At 58.0% G+C, this 13,513-nt stretch carries 13 protein-coding genes; 8 read left to right on the top strand and 5 right to left on the bottom strand.

The window, feature by feature from the left end; genetic code table 11:
* Nucleotides 1-172: 172 nt before the first annotated feature.
* Nucleotides 173-2,587 carry a putative ABC transporter permease subunit YbbP gene (gene ybbP / locus ACQG0S_RS05305; protein WP_048966106.1) on the bottom strand — a complete coding sequence of 805 codons (2,415 nt, stop codon included), beginning with the start codon at nt 2,585-2,587 and terminating at the stop codon, nt 173-175.
* Nucleotides 2,584-3,270 (bottom strand): putative ABC transporter ATP-binding protein YbbA, encoded by a 687-nt coding sequence (gene ybbA, locus ACQG0S_RS05300; protein ID WP_023299477.1) that lies wholly within the window; start codon nt 3,268-3,270, stop codon nt 2,584-2,586. The genes ybbP and ybbA overlap by 4 nt, the downstream gene beginning before the upstream one ends.
* On the opposite strand from ybbA, the gene tesA reads away from it, so the two are divergent.
* From tesA to ACQG0S_RS05285, 3 genes are read left to right on the top strand one after another with little or no spacing between them, the layout of a single operon-like run.
* A complete protein-coding gene (tesA, locus tag ACQG0S_RS05295; RefSeq protein WP_003858933.1) occupies nt 3,241-3,873 on the top strand; it encodes a multifunctional acyl-CoA thioesterase I/protease I/lysophospholipase L1 in 633 nt (210 codons plus the stop codon). The genes ybbA and tesA overlap by 30 nt on opposite strands.
* Nucleotides 3,854-4,663, top strand: a complete 810-nt coding sequence (locus tag ACQG0S_RS05290) for an SDR family oxidoreductase (RefSeq protein WP_115438023.1) — start codon at nt 3,854-3,856, stop codon at nt 4,661-4,663. Before tesA ends, ACQG0S_RS05290 begins: the two co-directional genes overlap by 20 nt.
* 58 nt (nt 4,664-4,721) lie before the next feature.
* Nucleotides 4,722-5,576 (top strand): co-chaperone YbbN, encoded by an 855-nt coding sequence (locus tag ACQG0S_RS05285; protein WP_048966104.1) that lies wholly within the window; start codon nt 4,722-4,724, stop codon nt 5,574-5,576.
* Nucleotides 5,577-5,625: 49 nt separating this feature from the next.
* Here ACQG0S_RS05285 and fetB read toward each other — a convergent pair whose 3' ends face one another.
* Together fetB and fetA are read right to left on the bottom strand one after the other, a co-directional pair.
* Nucleotides 5,626-6,408 carry an iron efflux ABC transporter permease subunit FetB gene (fetB, locus tag ACQG0S_RS05280; protein ID WP_048966103.1) on the bottom strand — a complete coding sequence of 261 codons (783 nt, stop codon included), beginning with the start codon at nt 6,406-6,408 and terminating at the stop codon, nt 5,626-5,628.
* Nucleotides 6,401-7,072, bottom strand: coding sequence for an iron efflux ABC transporter ATP-binding subunit FetA (fetA, locus tag ACQG0S_RS05275; RefSeq protein ID WP_045621269.1), 672 nt, complete (start codon nt 7,070-7,072; stop codon nt 6,401-6,403). Before fetA ends, fetB begins: the two co-directional genes overlap by 8 nt.
* Before the next feature lie 142 nt (nt 7,073-7,214).
* Between fetA and ACQG0S_RS05270 the strand changes: the two genes are divergently transcribed.
* The 3 genes from ACQG0S_RS05270 to ACQG0S_RS05260 all read left to right on the top strand — a co-directional run bounded on the left by ACQG0S_RS05270 (nt 7,215) and on the right by ACQG0S_RS05260 (nt 9,587).
* Entirely contained in the window at nt 7,215-8,069 is an 855-nt protein-coding gene (locus ACQG0S_RS05270) for a hypothetical protein (protein ID WP_048966102.1), read from the top strand.
* A gap of 154 nt (nt 8,070-8,223) precedes the next feature.
* Nucleotides 8,224-9,138 (top strand): SPFH domain-containing protein, encoded by a 915-nt coding sequence (locus tag ACQG0S_RS05265; protein WP_003858941.1) that lies wholly within the window; start codon nt 8,224-8,226, stop codon nt 9,136-9,138.
* Entirely contained in the window at nt 9,135-9,587 is a 453-nt protein-coding gene (locus tag ACQG0S_RS05260; RefSeq protein ID WP_023299473.1) for an NfeD family protein, read from the top strand. Before ACQG0S_RS05265 ends, ACQG0S_RS05260 begins: the two co-directional genes overlap by 4 nt.
* On the opposite strand, the gene cueR is transcribed toward ACQG0S_RS05260, so the two are convergent.
* Nucleotides 9,584-9,994, bottom strand: coding sequence for a Cu(I)-responsive transcriptional regulator (gene cueR, locus ACQG0S_RS05255; protein WP_048966101.1), 411 nt, complete (start codon nt 9,992-9,994; stop codon nt 9,584-9,586). The two genes, ACQG0S_RS05260 and cueR, sit on opposite strands and share 4 nt — an antisense overlap.
* Before the next feature lie 108 nt (nt 9,995-10,102).
* On the opposite strand from cueR, the gene copA reads away from it, so the two are divergent.
* Nucleotides 10,103-12,601 carry a copper-exporting P-type ATPase CopA gene (copA, locus tag ACQG0S_RS05250; RefSeq protein ID WP_048966100.1) on the top strand — a complete coding sequence of 833 codons (2,499 nt, stop codon included), beginning with the start codon at nt 10,103-10,105 and terminating at the stop codon, nt 12,599-12,601.
* A gap of 50 nt (nt 12,602-12,651) precedes the next feature.
* Nucleotides 12,652-13,446 (top strand): TraB/GumN family protein, encoded by a 795-nt coding sequence (locus ACQG0S_RS05245; protein WP_023299471.1) that lies wholly within the window; start codon nt 12,652-12,654, stop codon nt 13,444-13,446.
* Nucleotides 13,447-13,513: the final 67 nt, after the last annotated feature.

The raw sequence follows: 13,513 nt of genomic DNA, 5'->3' as shown, positions 1-13,513 counted from the left end.
TGATAGACACGCTGCTAAATATTTAGCTGGTGAATATTAACTGGAAAAATTCGGGCTGTGTGGGCGGGTTTTTAATGTTTTGTGCTACTAAATGCATGGGTATTAACGATTTGTGCTATTAAGCGATGACACACCAGCAGAAATGCCGGTGCGTCATCATCACGCAAGTAAACTAACTGACAAACTGGCGGAACAGCGCTTTACCTTTCAACAGCCGCGTCCCGAGCCAGCCACCGCACAGGGACAGCAGCACCGCGCCGCAGACGGGCAGCGTGAGCCACAGCCGCCAGTCAGGCTCCCATGGAAAATCAAAGACTTTCGTCTGAAGCACCGCCAGTGCGGTTTCCGCCCCGATGGCCGCCACCAGGCCCGCCACCAGCCCGAGCAGGGCAAATTCGCTCCACAGCGTGGCGCGCAGCAGCCGTTTACTGGCCCCCAGCGTGCGGTAGACCACCAGCTCCTGATGACGCTGACGCATGCCGACCTGCACCTGCGCCAGCAGCAGCAATAGGCCGCAGACGGTCACCAGCACCACCATCACCTCCAGGGCGCGGCTCACCTGTTCCAGCACCTGCCCGACCTGTTTGAGGATCGCGCCGATATCCAGCAGGCTCACCGTCGGAAATTCCCGGTTCAGTTGCGTCAGCATGCCGTTGCCGTTTTCCCAGCGGAAGCTGGTCAGCCAGCTCTGGGGCTGTCCGTCCAGCGCGCCCGGCGGGAAGATGAAGAAGAAATTTGGCCGCAGGCTTTCCCAGTCCACTTTGCGCAGGCTGGTGACTTTGGCGGTGAAATCCTGGGTATCACCGGTAAAGGTCACGCTATCGCCGAGCTTCACGTTCAGGCGTGTCGCCAGCCCCTCCTCCATCGACACTTCCCCCGCTTTCGGCGGCCAGGTGCCGGCAACGATCGGGTTATGGTCCGGACGTTTCGCCTGCCAGGTCAGGTTGAGCTCGCGGTTGAGCGATTCATCCTTATTTCCCTCCGTGGACTGGCCGTTGATCTGCGTCAGGCGGGCGCGCACGATCGGATAGAACGATTCCGGAATAATGTGATGCTCAGACAGAAACCCCTTCAGCGGCGTCACCTGTTCGGGAGCAATGTTGATCAGGAAATAGTTCGGGCTTTCCGGCGGAAGCTGCTGCTGCCAGCGATCCAGCAGATCCCCGCGCAGCACCAGCAGAAGCGCCAGCAGCATAAACGACAGCGAAAATGCCGAGAGCTGGCTGAGGGTAGACCACGGCTGGTGCAGCAGTCGGTTAACCGCCAGCCGCACCGGCAGCGATCTCACCGTCAGCTTTTTGAGAAGATTGAGCAATAGCCAGCCCACCACGCCGCACAGCAGCGCCAGCACCACCGCGCCCGCCAGCACCGCCCACAGCAGCGTACTGCCGCCCATCAGCCAGGCCAACAGCCCGACTGCCACCGCAATAATCACCGGCAGATAGAACTTCAGCGGCCAGACGCTGGCCACCACATCCCGGCGCAGCACGCGCAGCGGCTGGGTGGCGAGCAGCAGCCGGTAGGGGCGTAACCCCACCAGCAGGGAGATCGTCGTCATCGCGCCGATGGCCCACAGCCACGGCCAGAGGCTGGCAGGCGGCAGCGCAGCGGGCAGGACCGGTTTGAGCAGCACCATCAGCAGCTTTTCAAACAGCAGCCCTATCGCCCCGCCGGTCAGAGCCGACAGCGCCAGCACCATCAGCCACTGGCCGACAATCAGCTTGCGCAGCTGTGCCCGGCCCGCGCCGAGAGTTTTGAGGATCGCCACCAGATCGTAACGGCTGCGGCAGTAGTGCCCCATTGCCACGGCAACGGCCGCAATGGCCAGCAGCAGGGTTAACAGCGCCGACAGCAACAGAAACTGCTGAGAACGCTCGAGGGATTTGCCGAGCGCCCCGTCATCCTGCTCCAGCCCGTACCAGCGATGTTCCGGCTTGAGCTGAGGCAGGAGCCATTTTTCATACGCCTCCAGTTGAGCAGGCGTCCCGCCAAACTTATAGCGCCATATGACGCGGCTACCCGGCTGGACGGCGTTGGTTTTCGCCACATCAGCGGTGTTCATCAGCAGGCGCGGCGCGAGCTGGAACGGATTAAATCCGGAGTCGGGCTCCTGCACCACTTCCCCGGCAATTTTGAGGGTCGCGTCGCCGACGTCGATACTGTCGCCGGGTTTCAGGTTCAGCAGCGCCATCAGACGCGATGCCAGCAGTACCGTACCGGCCGTCGGTTTTAGCCCCGGCGGACTGGTTTGTAAGTCACCATACATCGGGTAGATGTCATCCACGGCTTTTACGCTGGCAAGCTGTGGCGTGTCGCCCGCAAAGGTCATGGTCTGGAAGGTGATTTGCTCTCCCACCTTCAGCCCCTCTTTGCGCGCTTCCTCAATCCAGCCCGGCGGCACGGGGCGAGAACTTTGCAGAGCCCGGTCCCCCGCCATAAATTCCCGACTCTGCTGGCTAAGCCCTTTCTCCATACGATCGCTGACGCTGCCGAGCGCCAGCACGCAGGCCACCGCCAGGCTCAACGCCAGCCAGACAATCAGCAGAGAGGGCGAGCGCCATTCGCGCCAGAACCAGCGGGCAATCATGCTTCCTCCTGAAGAACACCGTTCACCAGCCGCAGGCGGCGGTCGCAGCGGGCGGCCAACTGCGGGTCGTGGGTAACCAGAATCAGCGTGGTGCCATGCTCGCGGTTGAGGGAAAACAGCAGATCGGCAATTTTGTCCCCGGTTTTACGGTCGAGATTGCCCGTGGGCTCATCGGCAAACAGCACTTCCGGGCGCCCGTTAAACGCCCTGGCCAGCGCCACGCGCTGCTGCTCACCGCCGGAAAGCTGCGCCGGAAGGTGGTCGAGACGTTTTCCCAGCCCCAACTGTTCCAGCAACGCTTTGGCGTGATCGCGGCTTTCGCGGGTATTTTCACCGCGCAGCAGGCCGGGCAGCTCAACGTTTTCCAGCGCGTTGAGGGTTGGGATCAGCATGAATGACTGAAAGACAAACCCGATATGCCGGGCACGCAGCGCGGCGCGCGCCTCTTCATCAAGCGCGTGGAGGGGCTGGCCGACCAGGTTCACTTCCCCGCTGCTGCCATCGTCCAGCCCGGCGAGAATGGCCAGCAGCGTGGACTTACCGGAACCGGATTCGCCAATCAGGGCGATGGTTTCGGCACGTTTGACAACGAGTTCAACTCCGGTGAGGATGGAAAGCTCGTGTTCTCCCTGACCGACGGACTTCTTAAGACAATGAACTTCAACAATGTTTTCCGCTGGCATTTGCCCTTCCTGTTTTTGATGCTGATGACCTTCCGCGCGGCGGCTGCGGACACGTTATTGATTCTGGGCGACAGCCTGAGCGCGGGCTATCGTATGGCCGCCAGTGCGGCCTGGCCCGCCCTGCTCAATGATAAATGGCAGTCCCGGGCGTCTGTCGTTAACGGCAGCATCAGCGGCGATACGTCGCAGCAAGGCTTATCGCGCCTGCCTGCCCTGCTTAAGCAGCATCAACCGCGTTGGGTGCTGGTCGAACTGGGCGGTAATGATGGTTTGCGCGGCTTCCAGCCACAGCAAACGGAGCAAACGCTGCGGACTATTTTGCAGACCATTAAGGCCGCTAACGCCCAGCCGCTGCTGATGCAAATTCGCCTGCCCGCTAACTACGGCCGTCGGTATAATGAGGCGTTTAGCGCGATCTATCCTAAGCTTGCCAAAGAGTTTGATATTCCGCTGCTGCCATTTTTCATGGAAGAGGTCTATCTGAAACCCCAGTGGATGCAGGATGATGGCATTCACCCCAATCGCGATGCCCAGCCGTTCATTGCCGACTGGATGGCAACCCGGCTGGCTCCTTTAGTAAAACATGACTCGTCAAACAGCTGAGAACCTGACAGGTAAAGTTATGCAAAAATCGGTCTTAATAACAGGATGTTCCAGCGGAATTGGCCTTGAGAGCGCCCTTGAACTGAAACGTCAGGGGTTTTGGGTGCTGGCGGCCTGCCGCAAACCCGAAGATGTCGAACGCATGCGAGGGCTGGGATTTACCGGCATTCTGCTGGATCTCGATTCGCCAGAGAGCGTGGAGCAGGCCGCCGATGAGGTTATCGCCCTGACCAACAACCGGCTTTACGGCCTGTTCAACAATGCGGGCTATGGCGTATACGGCCCGCTACAGACCCTCTCACGGGAACAGCTGGAGCAGCAGTTATCCGCAAACTTTTTTGGGGCGCATCAGCTCACCATGCGCCTTCTCCCCGCCATGCTGCCGCACGGCGAAGGGCGGATTGTCATGACCTCCTCGGTGATGGGCCTGATCTCCACGCCGGGACGCGGGGCTTACGCTGCCAGTAAATATGCGCTTGAAGCCTGGTCCGATGCGTTGCGCATGGAGCTGCGCCACAGCGGCATTAAGGTCAGCCTGATTGAACCGGGCCCCATCCGCACCCGCTTTACGGAAAACGTTAACCAGACGCAGGCGGACCAACCGGTCGAAAATCCCGGTATCGCGGCGCGTTTTACGCTTGGGCCAGAAGCCGTGGTTGCCAAAGTGCGCCACGCATTTGAGAGCGATACCCCTAAAATGCGCTATCCGGTGACGCTGGTGACCCATGCCGTCGGCTGGTTGAAACGCCTGCTGCCGGGGCGGATGATGGACAAAATTTTGCAGGGTTGAGTTGAAGCGACGACGCTTACCCCCATGTAAAGAGTAAACCGATAAAAGAGAATGCCGCATGTCCGTACAGAATATCGTCAACATAACTGAAGCTAACCTGCAACATACACTCGAACAGTCAATGACTACACCGGTGCTGTTCTACTTCTGGTCTGAACGCAGCCAACACTGCCTGCAGCTGACGCCGGTCCTGGAAAGCCTTGCCGCGCAGTACAACGGTCAATTCATTCTGGCGAAGCTGGATTGTGACGCCGAACCGATGGTGGCTTCCCAGTTTGGCCTGCGTGCGATCCCAACCGTCTACCTGTTCCAGAACGGTCAGCCGGTGGATGGCTTCCAGGGGCCGCAGCCGGAAGAGGCGATCCGCGCCCTGCTGGATAAAGTCCTGCCGCGCGAAGAAGAGCTGAAAGCGCAGGAAGCCATGGCGCTGATGCAGGAAGGCAAGTACGACGAGGCGCTGCCGCTGTTAAAAGACGCGTGGCAGCTGTCGAACCAGAACAGCCAGATTGGTCTGCTGCTGGCAGAGACCCAGATTGCGCTGCACCGCCCCGAAGACGCGGAAGCCGTGCTGAAAACGGTGCCGATGCAGGATCAGGACACCCGCTATCAGGGCCTGGTGGCGCAGATTGACCTGCTGAAACAGGCGGCGGATACCCCTGAAATTCAGCAACTTCAGCAGCAGGTGGCGGACAACCCGGCGGATGCCGCGCTGGCAAGCCAGCTGGCGCTTCAGCTTCACCAGGTGGGGCGTAATGAAGAGGCGCTGGAGCTGCTGTTTAGCCACCTTCAGAAGGACCTGGGCGCCGCAGACGGTCAGGCGCGAAAGATGTTCCAGGAGATCCTGGCCGCGCTCGGCACCGGTGACGCGCTGGCGTCTAAGTATCGTCGTCAGCTGTACGCATTGCTATACTAACAAAAATGCCCGGTGGCGCTAACGCTTGCCGGGCCTACAAAAGCCGATATTACCCCGTCTTTTTCAACTGCGTCACCACCAGCTGGTGGCGCGCGTTGTAAAACTTCCGATAGGTCAGATAGCAGGCAATAATCGTCGACAGGCTCGCCGTAGAGAGCAGCATAAACGTCACCATAATCTGGTATTTAATCGCTTTTACCGGATCGATACCGGCAAAAATCAGCCCCGACATCATGCCCGGCAGGCTCACCAGACCCACGGTTTTGGCGGAATCCACCGTTGGGATCAGCGATGAACGAATGCTGTCGCGGATCAACCGCGCCGAGGCCACCTTCGGCGTCGCGCCCAGGCTTAGCTTCTCCTGAAGCTGTTGCTGTTCACTGCTGAAGCGTTGCCCCAGATTGTTGTAGCATAACCCGACCGCCACCATCGCATTGCCCGCAATCATCCCGGAAATGGGAATCACCTGCATCGGCGTAAATTCTATCGAGCCGGAGAGCACCAGTACCGCCAGCGTTAACGCGGTCCCGGTGGTGATGGCAATAAACGACGAGAGGAACGCTTTATCGATGTATTTACTGCGTTTCTGCGCGTTCCATGCCGCGTTAAAGCAGATAAACAGCACCATCATCAGGGTCAGCACGGCATGATTGACGTTGAAGATGTATTTCAGCACATAGCCGACGATGATGAGCTGAATGACCGCGCGAACGATACTCCACAGAATATCTTTTTCCAGCGCCAGCTTCTCCCGGTAGCTGACCACAATCGCCACCAGCACCAGGACCATCGACAGCGCCAGCGATTCGTTGGTTATGTTATGTTCACCCACGGTGAGCCTCCTCCATTTTCCCGCCCTGCGGCCTGAGCGTGATGACATCATCCGCATGGCTAATTTCATTTGAATCGTGCGTCACCCACAGCACGGCAATATCCTGTTCACGGACGTAGCGATGAATAATCTCATTGACGTTGCGCGTGTTAGCGTCATCCAGCGCGCTGGTGATTTCATCCAGCAAAAGCACCTTCGGCAGGAATTGCAGGTTACGGATCAGCGAGACGCGCTGCTTTTCCCCGCCTGACAGTTCGGCAGTCGATTTGGTCAGCGTCTCCGGCGGAAGCCCAAAACGGGTCAGATCGTCCGCAAACTTTTTCGGATCGGGCGTTTGGTTGCGGATGTGCCAGGGGAAAACCAGATTGTCGTACACCGTGTCGCCAAACAGGGACGGCGTTTGCACGCAGTATGACACCTGCTGGCGATAGCTTTCCGGTGTAAGCGTGGCGATATCTTTCCCTTCAAACAGGATGGTTCCCTCCGTTGGGCTCAGTAGCGAAGCCACGATTTTCAGGAGGGTGCTTTTGCCGCAGCCGGAGGGGCCGGTTATGAGTTTAAATTCGCCCGGAGAGAGACAAAAATCGACGTGCTGAAGGATGGTGTTATCACCCACACGAAAGCCAACATCCCTGATATCCAGAAGATTTTTTTTATTATTCATTCCGATTCCGTTAACCGCTGTGATAAGAACAGCCTTTAGCATAATCCTTTCCGCTACGCTGCGCGAATAGCCTTAACCTATCGCAAGTGTTAAACTTTTTGTTCGGTAATTGTCACCTCTATAACTACAGGAAGTCAGCAACATGACACATATCTTTTATGAGTTCTCTTCCCTGAAGCCTGGTGTTCCAGATGTGGAAACATTAATGGAAGTCATCAATTCTTCTGAACTCACGCGTTTTGTCATGGGTGCAGAGGTGGTCGATTTTGTTAAGAAGGCGCTCATCGTTAACACCACGATCGGAAGCTTTAAAAACTGCTATTTTGCTTTCGATGATGGGGCTTACTTTCTCGAGTTTGACGGCAAGGGTAAATCCAGACGCTTTACTGAGGTGCCGGACTGGTTCGTTTCCCCCGCGGAATTTGCCCGCTCGCAATGGCTGATTAACCATGACCTGGCCGATGTGAAGGCGACAGCGTTTATTGACGTGCTAATGTCCTACCCGCTTAAAGAGCGCCGGGCGCACTGCAATCTGCTGTTTGGTCTGGATCTGCATAAGGTCAATGTGGTTCCGGCGCCTACAGCCCCTGCCGGAAAAATGGGCAATAAAAACGGAAAAACCACCAAGCCTCGCGTCACGGATCTCGGCTCTTTTGAGCTTTTTACCGCGTTCTTTGCACGCATGAAAACCGCCGTCAATGCAAATGAGTTCCCCACCTTACAGGTGCTGACAGGCCAGAAGGATCTTGCAAAAGCGCCGCACAGCTTAAAGCAAGGGATCAGAACCTGGTTTAAGGGGATTACCGGCGATCTGCCGCCGAACAACAAACGTGTCGGAGCGGGCAATGCAGTACTGTTCTGCGCTCCCGTGCGCGAGCAGATCCAGCAGATAGAGGCCATCGGCCTGGAAAAATACTATCAGGGCTTATCGAAAGCCATCGCTGACGCCGGGGATGGGTTTATCACTGACTTCAGCTATACCTGGTCTGAAAAGTAACGCTTTGCGCCCCGCTCTCCTGGCGGGGCGTTTTAATTTTACCAGTCCGGTTCCCACCTCTTTACAGGGGCGAAATCCCGCCCGTTAACCGATATACTTACGTTCAACAAATACGCAACTTTTCTCGTTACGGCATGCAAAACAGGAGGTTTTTATGCTCATCGTTGTTCCTGTCCTTATTTTCGTTGCGCTGGTTATCGTGGGCGCAGGCGTCAAAATTGTCCCGCAGGGTTACCAGTGGACCGTCGAACGTTTCGGTCGCTACACCAATACCCTTCAGCCGGGTTTAAGCCTGATCGTCCCCTTCATGGACAGAATTGGGCGTAAAATCAACATGATGGAGCAGGTGCTGGATATTCCTTCCCAGGAAGTCATCTCTAAGGATAACGCCAACGTCACCATCGATGCGGTGTGCTTTATTCAGGTGATTGATGCGCCGAAAGCGGCCTATGAGGTGAGCAACCTGGAGCTGGCGATCGTCAACCTGACGATGACCAACATCCGTACCGTGCTTGGCTCGATGGAGCTGGACGAAATGCTCTCCCAGCGCGACAGCATTAATACCCGCCTGCTGCACATTGTTGATGAAGCCACCAATCCGTGGGGGATCAAAGTGACCCGCATTGAGATCCGCGACGTGCGCCCACCGGCAGAGCTGATTGCTTCCATGAATGCGCAGATGAAGGCCGAGCGTACCAAACGCGCCTATATTCTTGAAGCCGAAGGGGTGCGTCAGGCCGAGATCCTGAAAGCGGAAGGGGAAAAACAGTCGCAGATCCTGAAAGCCGAGGGCGACCGTCAGTCTGCCTTCCTCCAGGCAGAAGCGCGTGAACGTTCGGCAGAAGCGGAAGCCCGCGCGACGCAAATGGTTTCCGAGGCGATTGCCGCCGGGGATATCCAGGCTGTGAACTACTTCGTCGCGCAAAAATATACCGATGCGCTGAAGGAGATCGGCTCTGCGAACAACAGCAAAGTGGTGATGATGCCGCTGGATGCCAGCAGTCTGATGGGATCTATCGCCGGAATTGCCGAGTTGATCAAAGACGGCGGAAACGAGCGTAAAAAATGATTGAGCTCATCGTTGCACATCCTCATGCGTTCTGGCTAAGCCTTGGCGGCTTGCTGCTGGCCGCCGAGATGCTTGGCGGCAACGGTTATCTGCTGTGGAGCGGTGTTGCCGCTGTGATTACCGGGCTGGTCGTCTGGCTGCTGCCTGTCGGCTGGGAGTGGCAGGGCGCGCTGTTTGCCGTGCTGACGCTGCTGGCCGCCTGGCTGTGGTGGCGCTGGCTGAACAAACGGGTGAAGGCGCAGAAGCCGGTCGACGCGCATCTCAATCAGCGTGGGCAGCAGATCGTGGGTAAACGTTTTACGCTTGATAACGCGCTGATCAACGGACGCGGTCATATGCGCGTGGGGGACAGTTCATGGCCGGTGGTGGCCGATGATGACCTCAGCGCCGGCACGCGGGTTGAGGTCATTGCGGTGGAAGGCATTACCCTGCGGATTAAAGCCTGTTAGGCGTGGGTTTTACGGTGGCAGCAGCCGGAAAGATTGTCGATAATCGGGCACTCGGCGCTGTCATCTCCCGGGCAGGATTCTGCCAGCTGTAGCAGTTGCTCACGCATCGCCTGTAATTCGATGATATGGCGTTCGATCTCCGCCACTTTTTCCAGCGTACGTTTTTTCACGTTGGCACTGTGGCGTTTCGGATCGTTAAACAGGTTAACCAGCTCGCCGCACTCTTCAAGGTTAAATCCTACCTGTCTTGCCTGGCGCAGTAACGTCAGTTCATCAAGATGCAGCTGCGTATAGCTGCGGTAGCCGTTCTCACTGCGCAACGGTGGCGTCACCAGCCCTTTTTCCTCATAAAAGCGAATCGCTTTGCTGGTTAAGCCGGTTTTTTTCGCAACATCGCTGATATTCACATTTCCCCCTTGACCTTCCCCTTGATGGAAGGTTTAACCTTCATAACAGTTAGCGAAAAGCAGAGTGAAGGTCAACAATTGACCAGAACATTATACGGGAGTTTTGTTATGTCTCACACTATTGACCTGACACTGGACGGCCTCTCCTGCGGCCACTGTGTCAAACGTGTTAAAGAAAGCCTGGAGCAGCGTCCTGACGTGGAAAGCGCTGAGGTGACTATCGATCATGCCGCCGTGACCGGCAGCGCCAGCGCCGACGCGCTGATTGATACCATTAAACAGGCCGGTTACGGGGCGGAGTTAAGCCACCCAAAGGCTAAACCGCTGGCAGAGTCATCATCCCCGTCGGAAGCACTGACAGCGGCCACCCCTGAGCTTCCGGTAGCTGATGATATTGATGACAGCCAACAGCTGCTGATCAACGGCATGAGCTGCGCCAGCTGTGTCTCACGGGTACAAAACGCCTTACAGGCGGTACCGGGCGTCGCACAGGCACGGGTAAACCTGGCGGAGCGTACTGCGCTGGTGATGGGCAGTGCCTCCGCCGCAGATTTAGTGCAGGCCGTGGAGAAAGCGGGCTACGGGGCGGAGGCCATCGAAGATGATGCCGAGCGCCGCGAGCGCCAGCAGGAAACGGCTGTCGCCACCATGAAGCGCTTCCGCTGGCAGGCGATCGTCGCCCTGCTGGTCGGTATTCCGGTGATGGTGTGGGGCATGATGGGTGACAACATGATGGTCACCGCAGACAACCGCACCCTGTGGCTGGTGATTGGTCTGATTACCCTTGCGGTGATGGTGTTTGCAGGCGGACATTTCTATACCAGCGCCTGGAAGAGCCTGAAAAACCGCACCGCGACGATGGACACGCTGGTCGCGCTCGGGACGGGCGCGGCGTGGCTGTATTCGATGAGCGTTAACGTCTGGCCGCAGTGGTTCCCGATGGAGGCGCGCCATCTCTATTATGAAGCGAGCGCGATGATTATTGGTCTGATTAACTTAGGCCATATGCTCGAAGCCCGCGCGCGTCAGCGTTCGTCGAAAGCGCTGGAAAGATTACTCGATTTAACCCCGCCGACGGCCCGCGTGGTCACCGACGATGGGGAAAAAAACGTTCCTCTCTCAGAGGTGCAACCCGGTATGACGCTGCGTCTCACCACCGGTGACCGCGTACCCGTCGACGGTGAAATCACCCAGGGCGATGCCTGGCTGGATGAAGCGATGCTGACCGGCGAGCCGATCCCTCAGCAGAAATCTCAGGGCGATGCGGTGCATGCGGGTACGGTGGTACAGGACGGCAGCGTGCTGTTCCGCGCCAGCGCGGTCGGGAGCCATACCACGCTGTCACGCATCATTCGCATGGTCCGCCAGGCGCAGAGCAGTAAGCCGGAGATTGGTCAGCTTGCCGATAAAATCTCCGCCATTTTTGTGCCGGTGGTCGTCGTTATTGCCCTGCTGAGCGCGGCGATCTGGTATTTCTTCGGCCCGGCGCCGCAGATTGTCTACACCCTGGTGATCGCCACCACGGTGCTGATCATCGCCTGCCCTTGTGCCCTTGGCCTGGCCACGCCGATGTCGATTATCTCTGGCGTCGGACGCGCCGCCGAATTTGGCGTACTGGTCCGTGATGCTGACGCCCTGCAACGGGCAAGCACGCTGGACACCCTCGTCTTTGACAAAACCGGCACGCTCACCGAGGGCAAACCGCAGGTAGTGGCCGTTAATACCATTGGCTGTACGGAGACGGATGCCCTGCGCCTGGCCGCCGCGCTGGAACAAGGCTCCAGTCACCCGCTGGCGCGCGCCATCCTTGAGAAAGCCGGTGATGCCCGCCTGCCGCAGGTAAGCAACTTCCGCACTCTGCGCGGTTTAGGGGTCAGCGGTGAAGCAGAAGGCCATACGCTGCTGCTGGGTAACCAGGCACTGCTAACTGAACACGGTGTTGATACGTCCGTGCTGGACGCTGAGCTGAACGCGCAGGCCTCTCAGGGCGCGACGCCGGTTCTGCTGGCGAGGGATGGTCAGGTGGCGGCGCTGCTGGCCGTACGCGATCCGTTACGCCAGGACAGCGTGGATGCCTTGCAACGCCTGCACCATGCGGGCTATCGCCTGGTGATGTTAACCGGTGATAACCCGACTACCGCTAACGCCATCGCCAGAGAAGCCGGGATTGATGAGGTGATAGCCGGCGTGCTGCCGGATGGCAAAGCGGACGCCATCAGGAAATTGCAACGTGATGGTCGTCAGGTGGCGATGGTCGGCGACGGCATCAACGACGCCCCGGCGCTGGCGCAGGCTGACGTAGGTATTGCGATGGGCGGCGGGAGCGATGTCGCCATTGAAACCGCGGCGATCACCCTGATGCGCCACAGCCTGATGGGGGTGGCGGATGCGCTGGCGATTTCGAAAGCCACGTTGCGCAACATGAAGCAGAACCTGCTGGGGGCGTTCGTCTATAACTCGCTCGGCATTCCGATTGCCGCCGGGATTTTGTGGCCGCTGACCGGCACCCTGCTGAACCCGGTTGTTGCGGGTGCGGCGATGGCGCTCTCGTCAATTACCGTGGTGAGCAACGCTAACCGTCTGCTGCGGTTTAAACCGAAGGATTGAACCTTGTACCCGTACGCGCTAGCATGAACCTTTCCGGTCATGGAGCGCGTATGGGTCTGTTTAATCGTATAAAAACATCGTTTCGCGCCCTTTTTCCCCGCCGTTATGCCTGGCCCGGTATGGATATTTCGCTTCCGGGTGGGCAGCAACTGCACCTGGTGGGAAGCATTCATATGGGCACGCAGGATATGTCCCCCCTGCCCTCCGGCCTGATTAAACTACTGAAGCGCGCCGACGCGCTGATCGTCGAAGCCGACATCTCCGGCCATGAATCGCCGTTTGCCGGGCTGGAAAGCGACCGCCCCCTGGCTGAACGTCTTAACGAGACGCAGCTGGCTGAGCTTACCCGTCTTGCGGATGAGTCCGGCGTCTCGCTCTCAATGCTCGACACCCTGCCCCTGTGGCAAATTGCCATGGTGCTACAGGCAACCCAGGCGCAGCGCCTGGGGCTGCGCGGCGATTACGGTATCGATTATCAACTGCTGAATGCGGCAAGGGCGTGCAACCTGTCCGTCATTGAACTGGAAGGCACGGACAGCCAGATTGCGCTTCTTCGCCAGCTTCCTGATGACGGTAAGATGCTACTGGATGATACCCTGACCCACTGGCACACCAACGCGCGTCTGCTGCAAACGATGATTGGCTGGTGGCTGGATGCGCCGCCCGCAGACGGTAAGCTGGCGTTACCGTCGACGTTCAGTGAATCGTTGTATGATGTGCTGATGAACGCGCGCAACCAGGCGTGGCGGGAGACGCTGTATGCCCTGCCTGCCGGTCGTTATGTTGTCGCGGTTGGCGCGTTGCATTTGTACGGAGAAGGGAATTTGCCGTCGCTGCTGAAATAAAAAAATGGCCAATATTTCTATTGGCCCGTCAAAGAGGAATTTCATCGTTTTTATTATACCGAAGTGA

It is taken from the genome of Enterobacter cloacae complex sp. 418I7, assembly GCF_050030705.1.
Classification (GTDB): domain Bacteria; phylum Pseudomonadota; class Gammaproteobacteria; order Enterobacterales; family Enterobacteriaceae; genus Enterobacter; species Enterobacter intestinihominis.
The sequence above is the reverse complement of the archived record's forward strand: the minus strand, read 5'-3'. Positions and strand labels throughout refer to the sequence as shown.

Excerpts from the sequence above, each read along its gene's own strand:
- ACQG0S_RS05290 (WP_115438023.1), top strand. The coding sequence starts at position 3,854 with ATGACTCGTCAAACAGCTGAGAACCTGACAGGTAAAGTTATGCAAAAA.
- ACQG0S_RS05245 (WP_023299471.1), top strand. The coding sequence starts at position 12,652 with ATGGGTCTGTTTAATCGTATAAAAACATCGTTTCGCGCCCTTTTTCCC.
- copA (WP_048966100.1), top strand. The coding sequence starts at position 10,103 with ATGTCTCACACTATTGACCTGACACTGGACGGCCTCTCCTGCGGCCAC.
- ACQG0S_RS05260 (WP_023299473.1), top strand. The coding sequence starts at position 9,135 with ATGATTGAGCTCATCGTTGCACATCCTCATGCGTTCTGGCTAAGCCTT.
- ACQG0S_RS05285 (WP_048966104.1), top strand. The coding sequence starts at position 4,722 with ATGTCCGTACAGAATATCGTCAACATAACTGAAGCTAACCTGCAACAT.
- fetA (WP_045621269.1), bottom strand. The coding sequence starts at position 7,072 with ATGAATAATAAAAAAAATCTTCTGGATATCAGGGATGTTGGCTTTCGT.
- tesA (WP_003858933.1), top strand. The coding sequence starts at position 3,241 with ATGAACTTCAACAATGTTTTCCGCTGGCATTTGCCCTTCCTGTTTTTG.
- ACQG0S_RS05270 (WP_048966102.1), top strand. The coding sequence starts at position 7,215 with ATGACACATATCTTTTATGAGTTCTCTTCCCTGAAGCCTGGTGTTCCA.
- ybbP (WP_048966106.1), bottom strand. The coding sequence starts at position 2,587 with ATGATTGCCCGCTGGTTCTGGCGCGAATGGCGCTCGCCCTCTCTGCTG.
- ybbA (WP_023299477.1), bottom strand. The coding sequence starts at position 3,270 with ATGCCAGCGGAAAACATTGTTGAAGTTCATTGTCTTAAGAAGTCCGTC.
- ACQG0S_RS05265 (WP_003858941.1), top strand. The coding sequence starts at position 8,224 with ATGCTCATCGTTGTTCCTGTCCTTATTTTCGTTGCGCTGGTTATCGTG.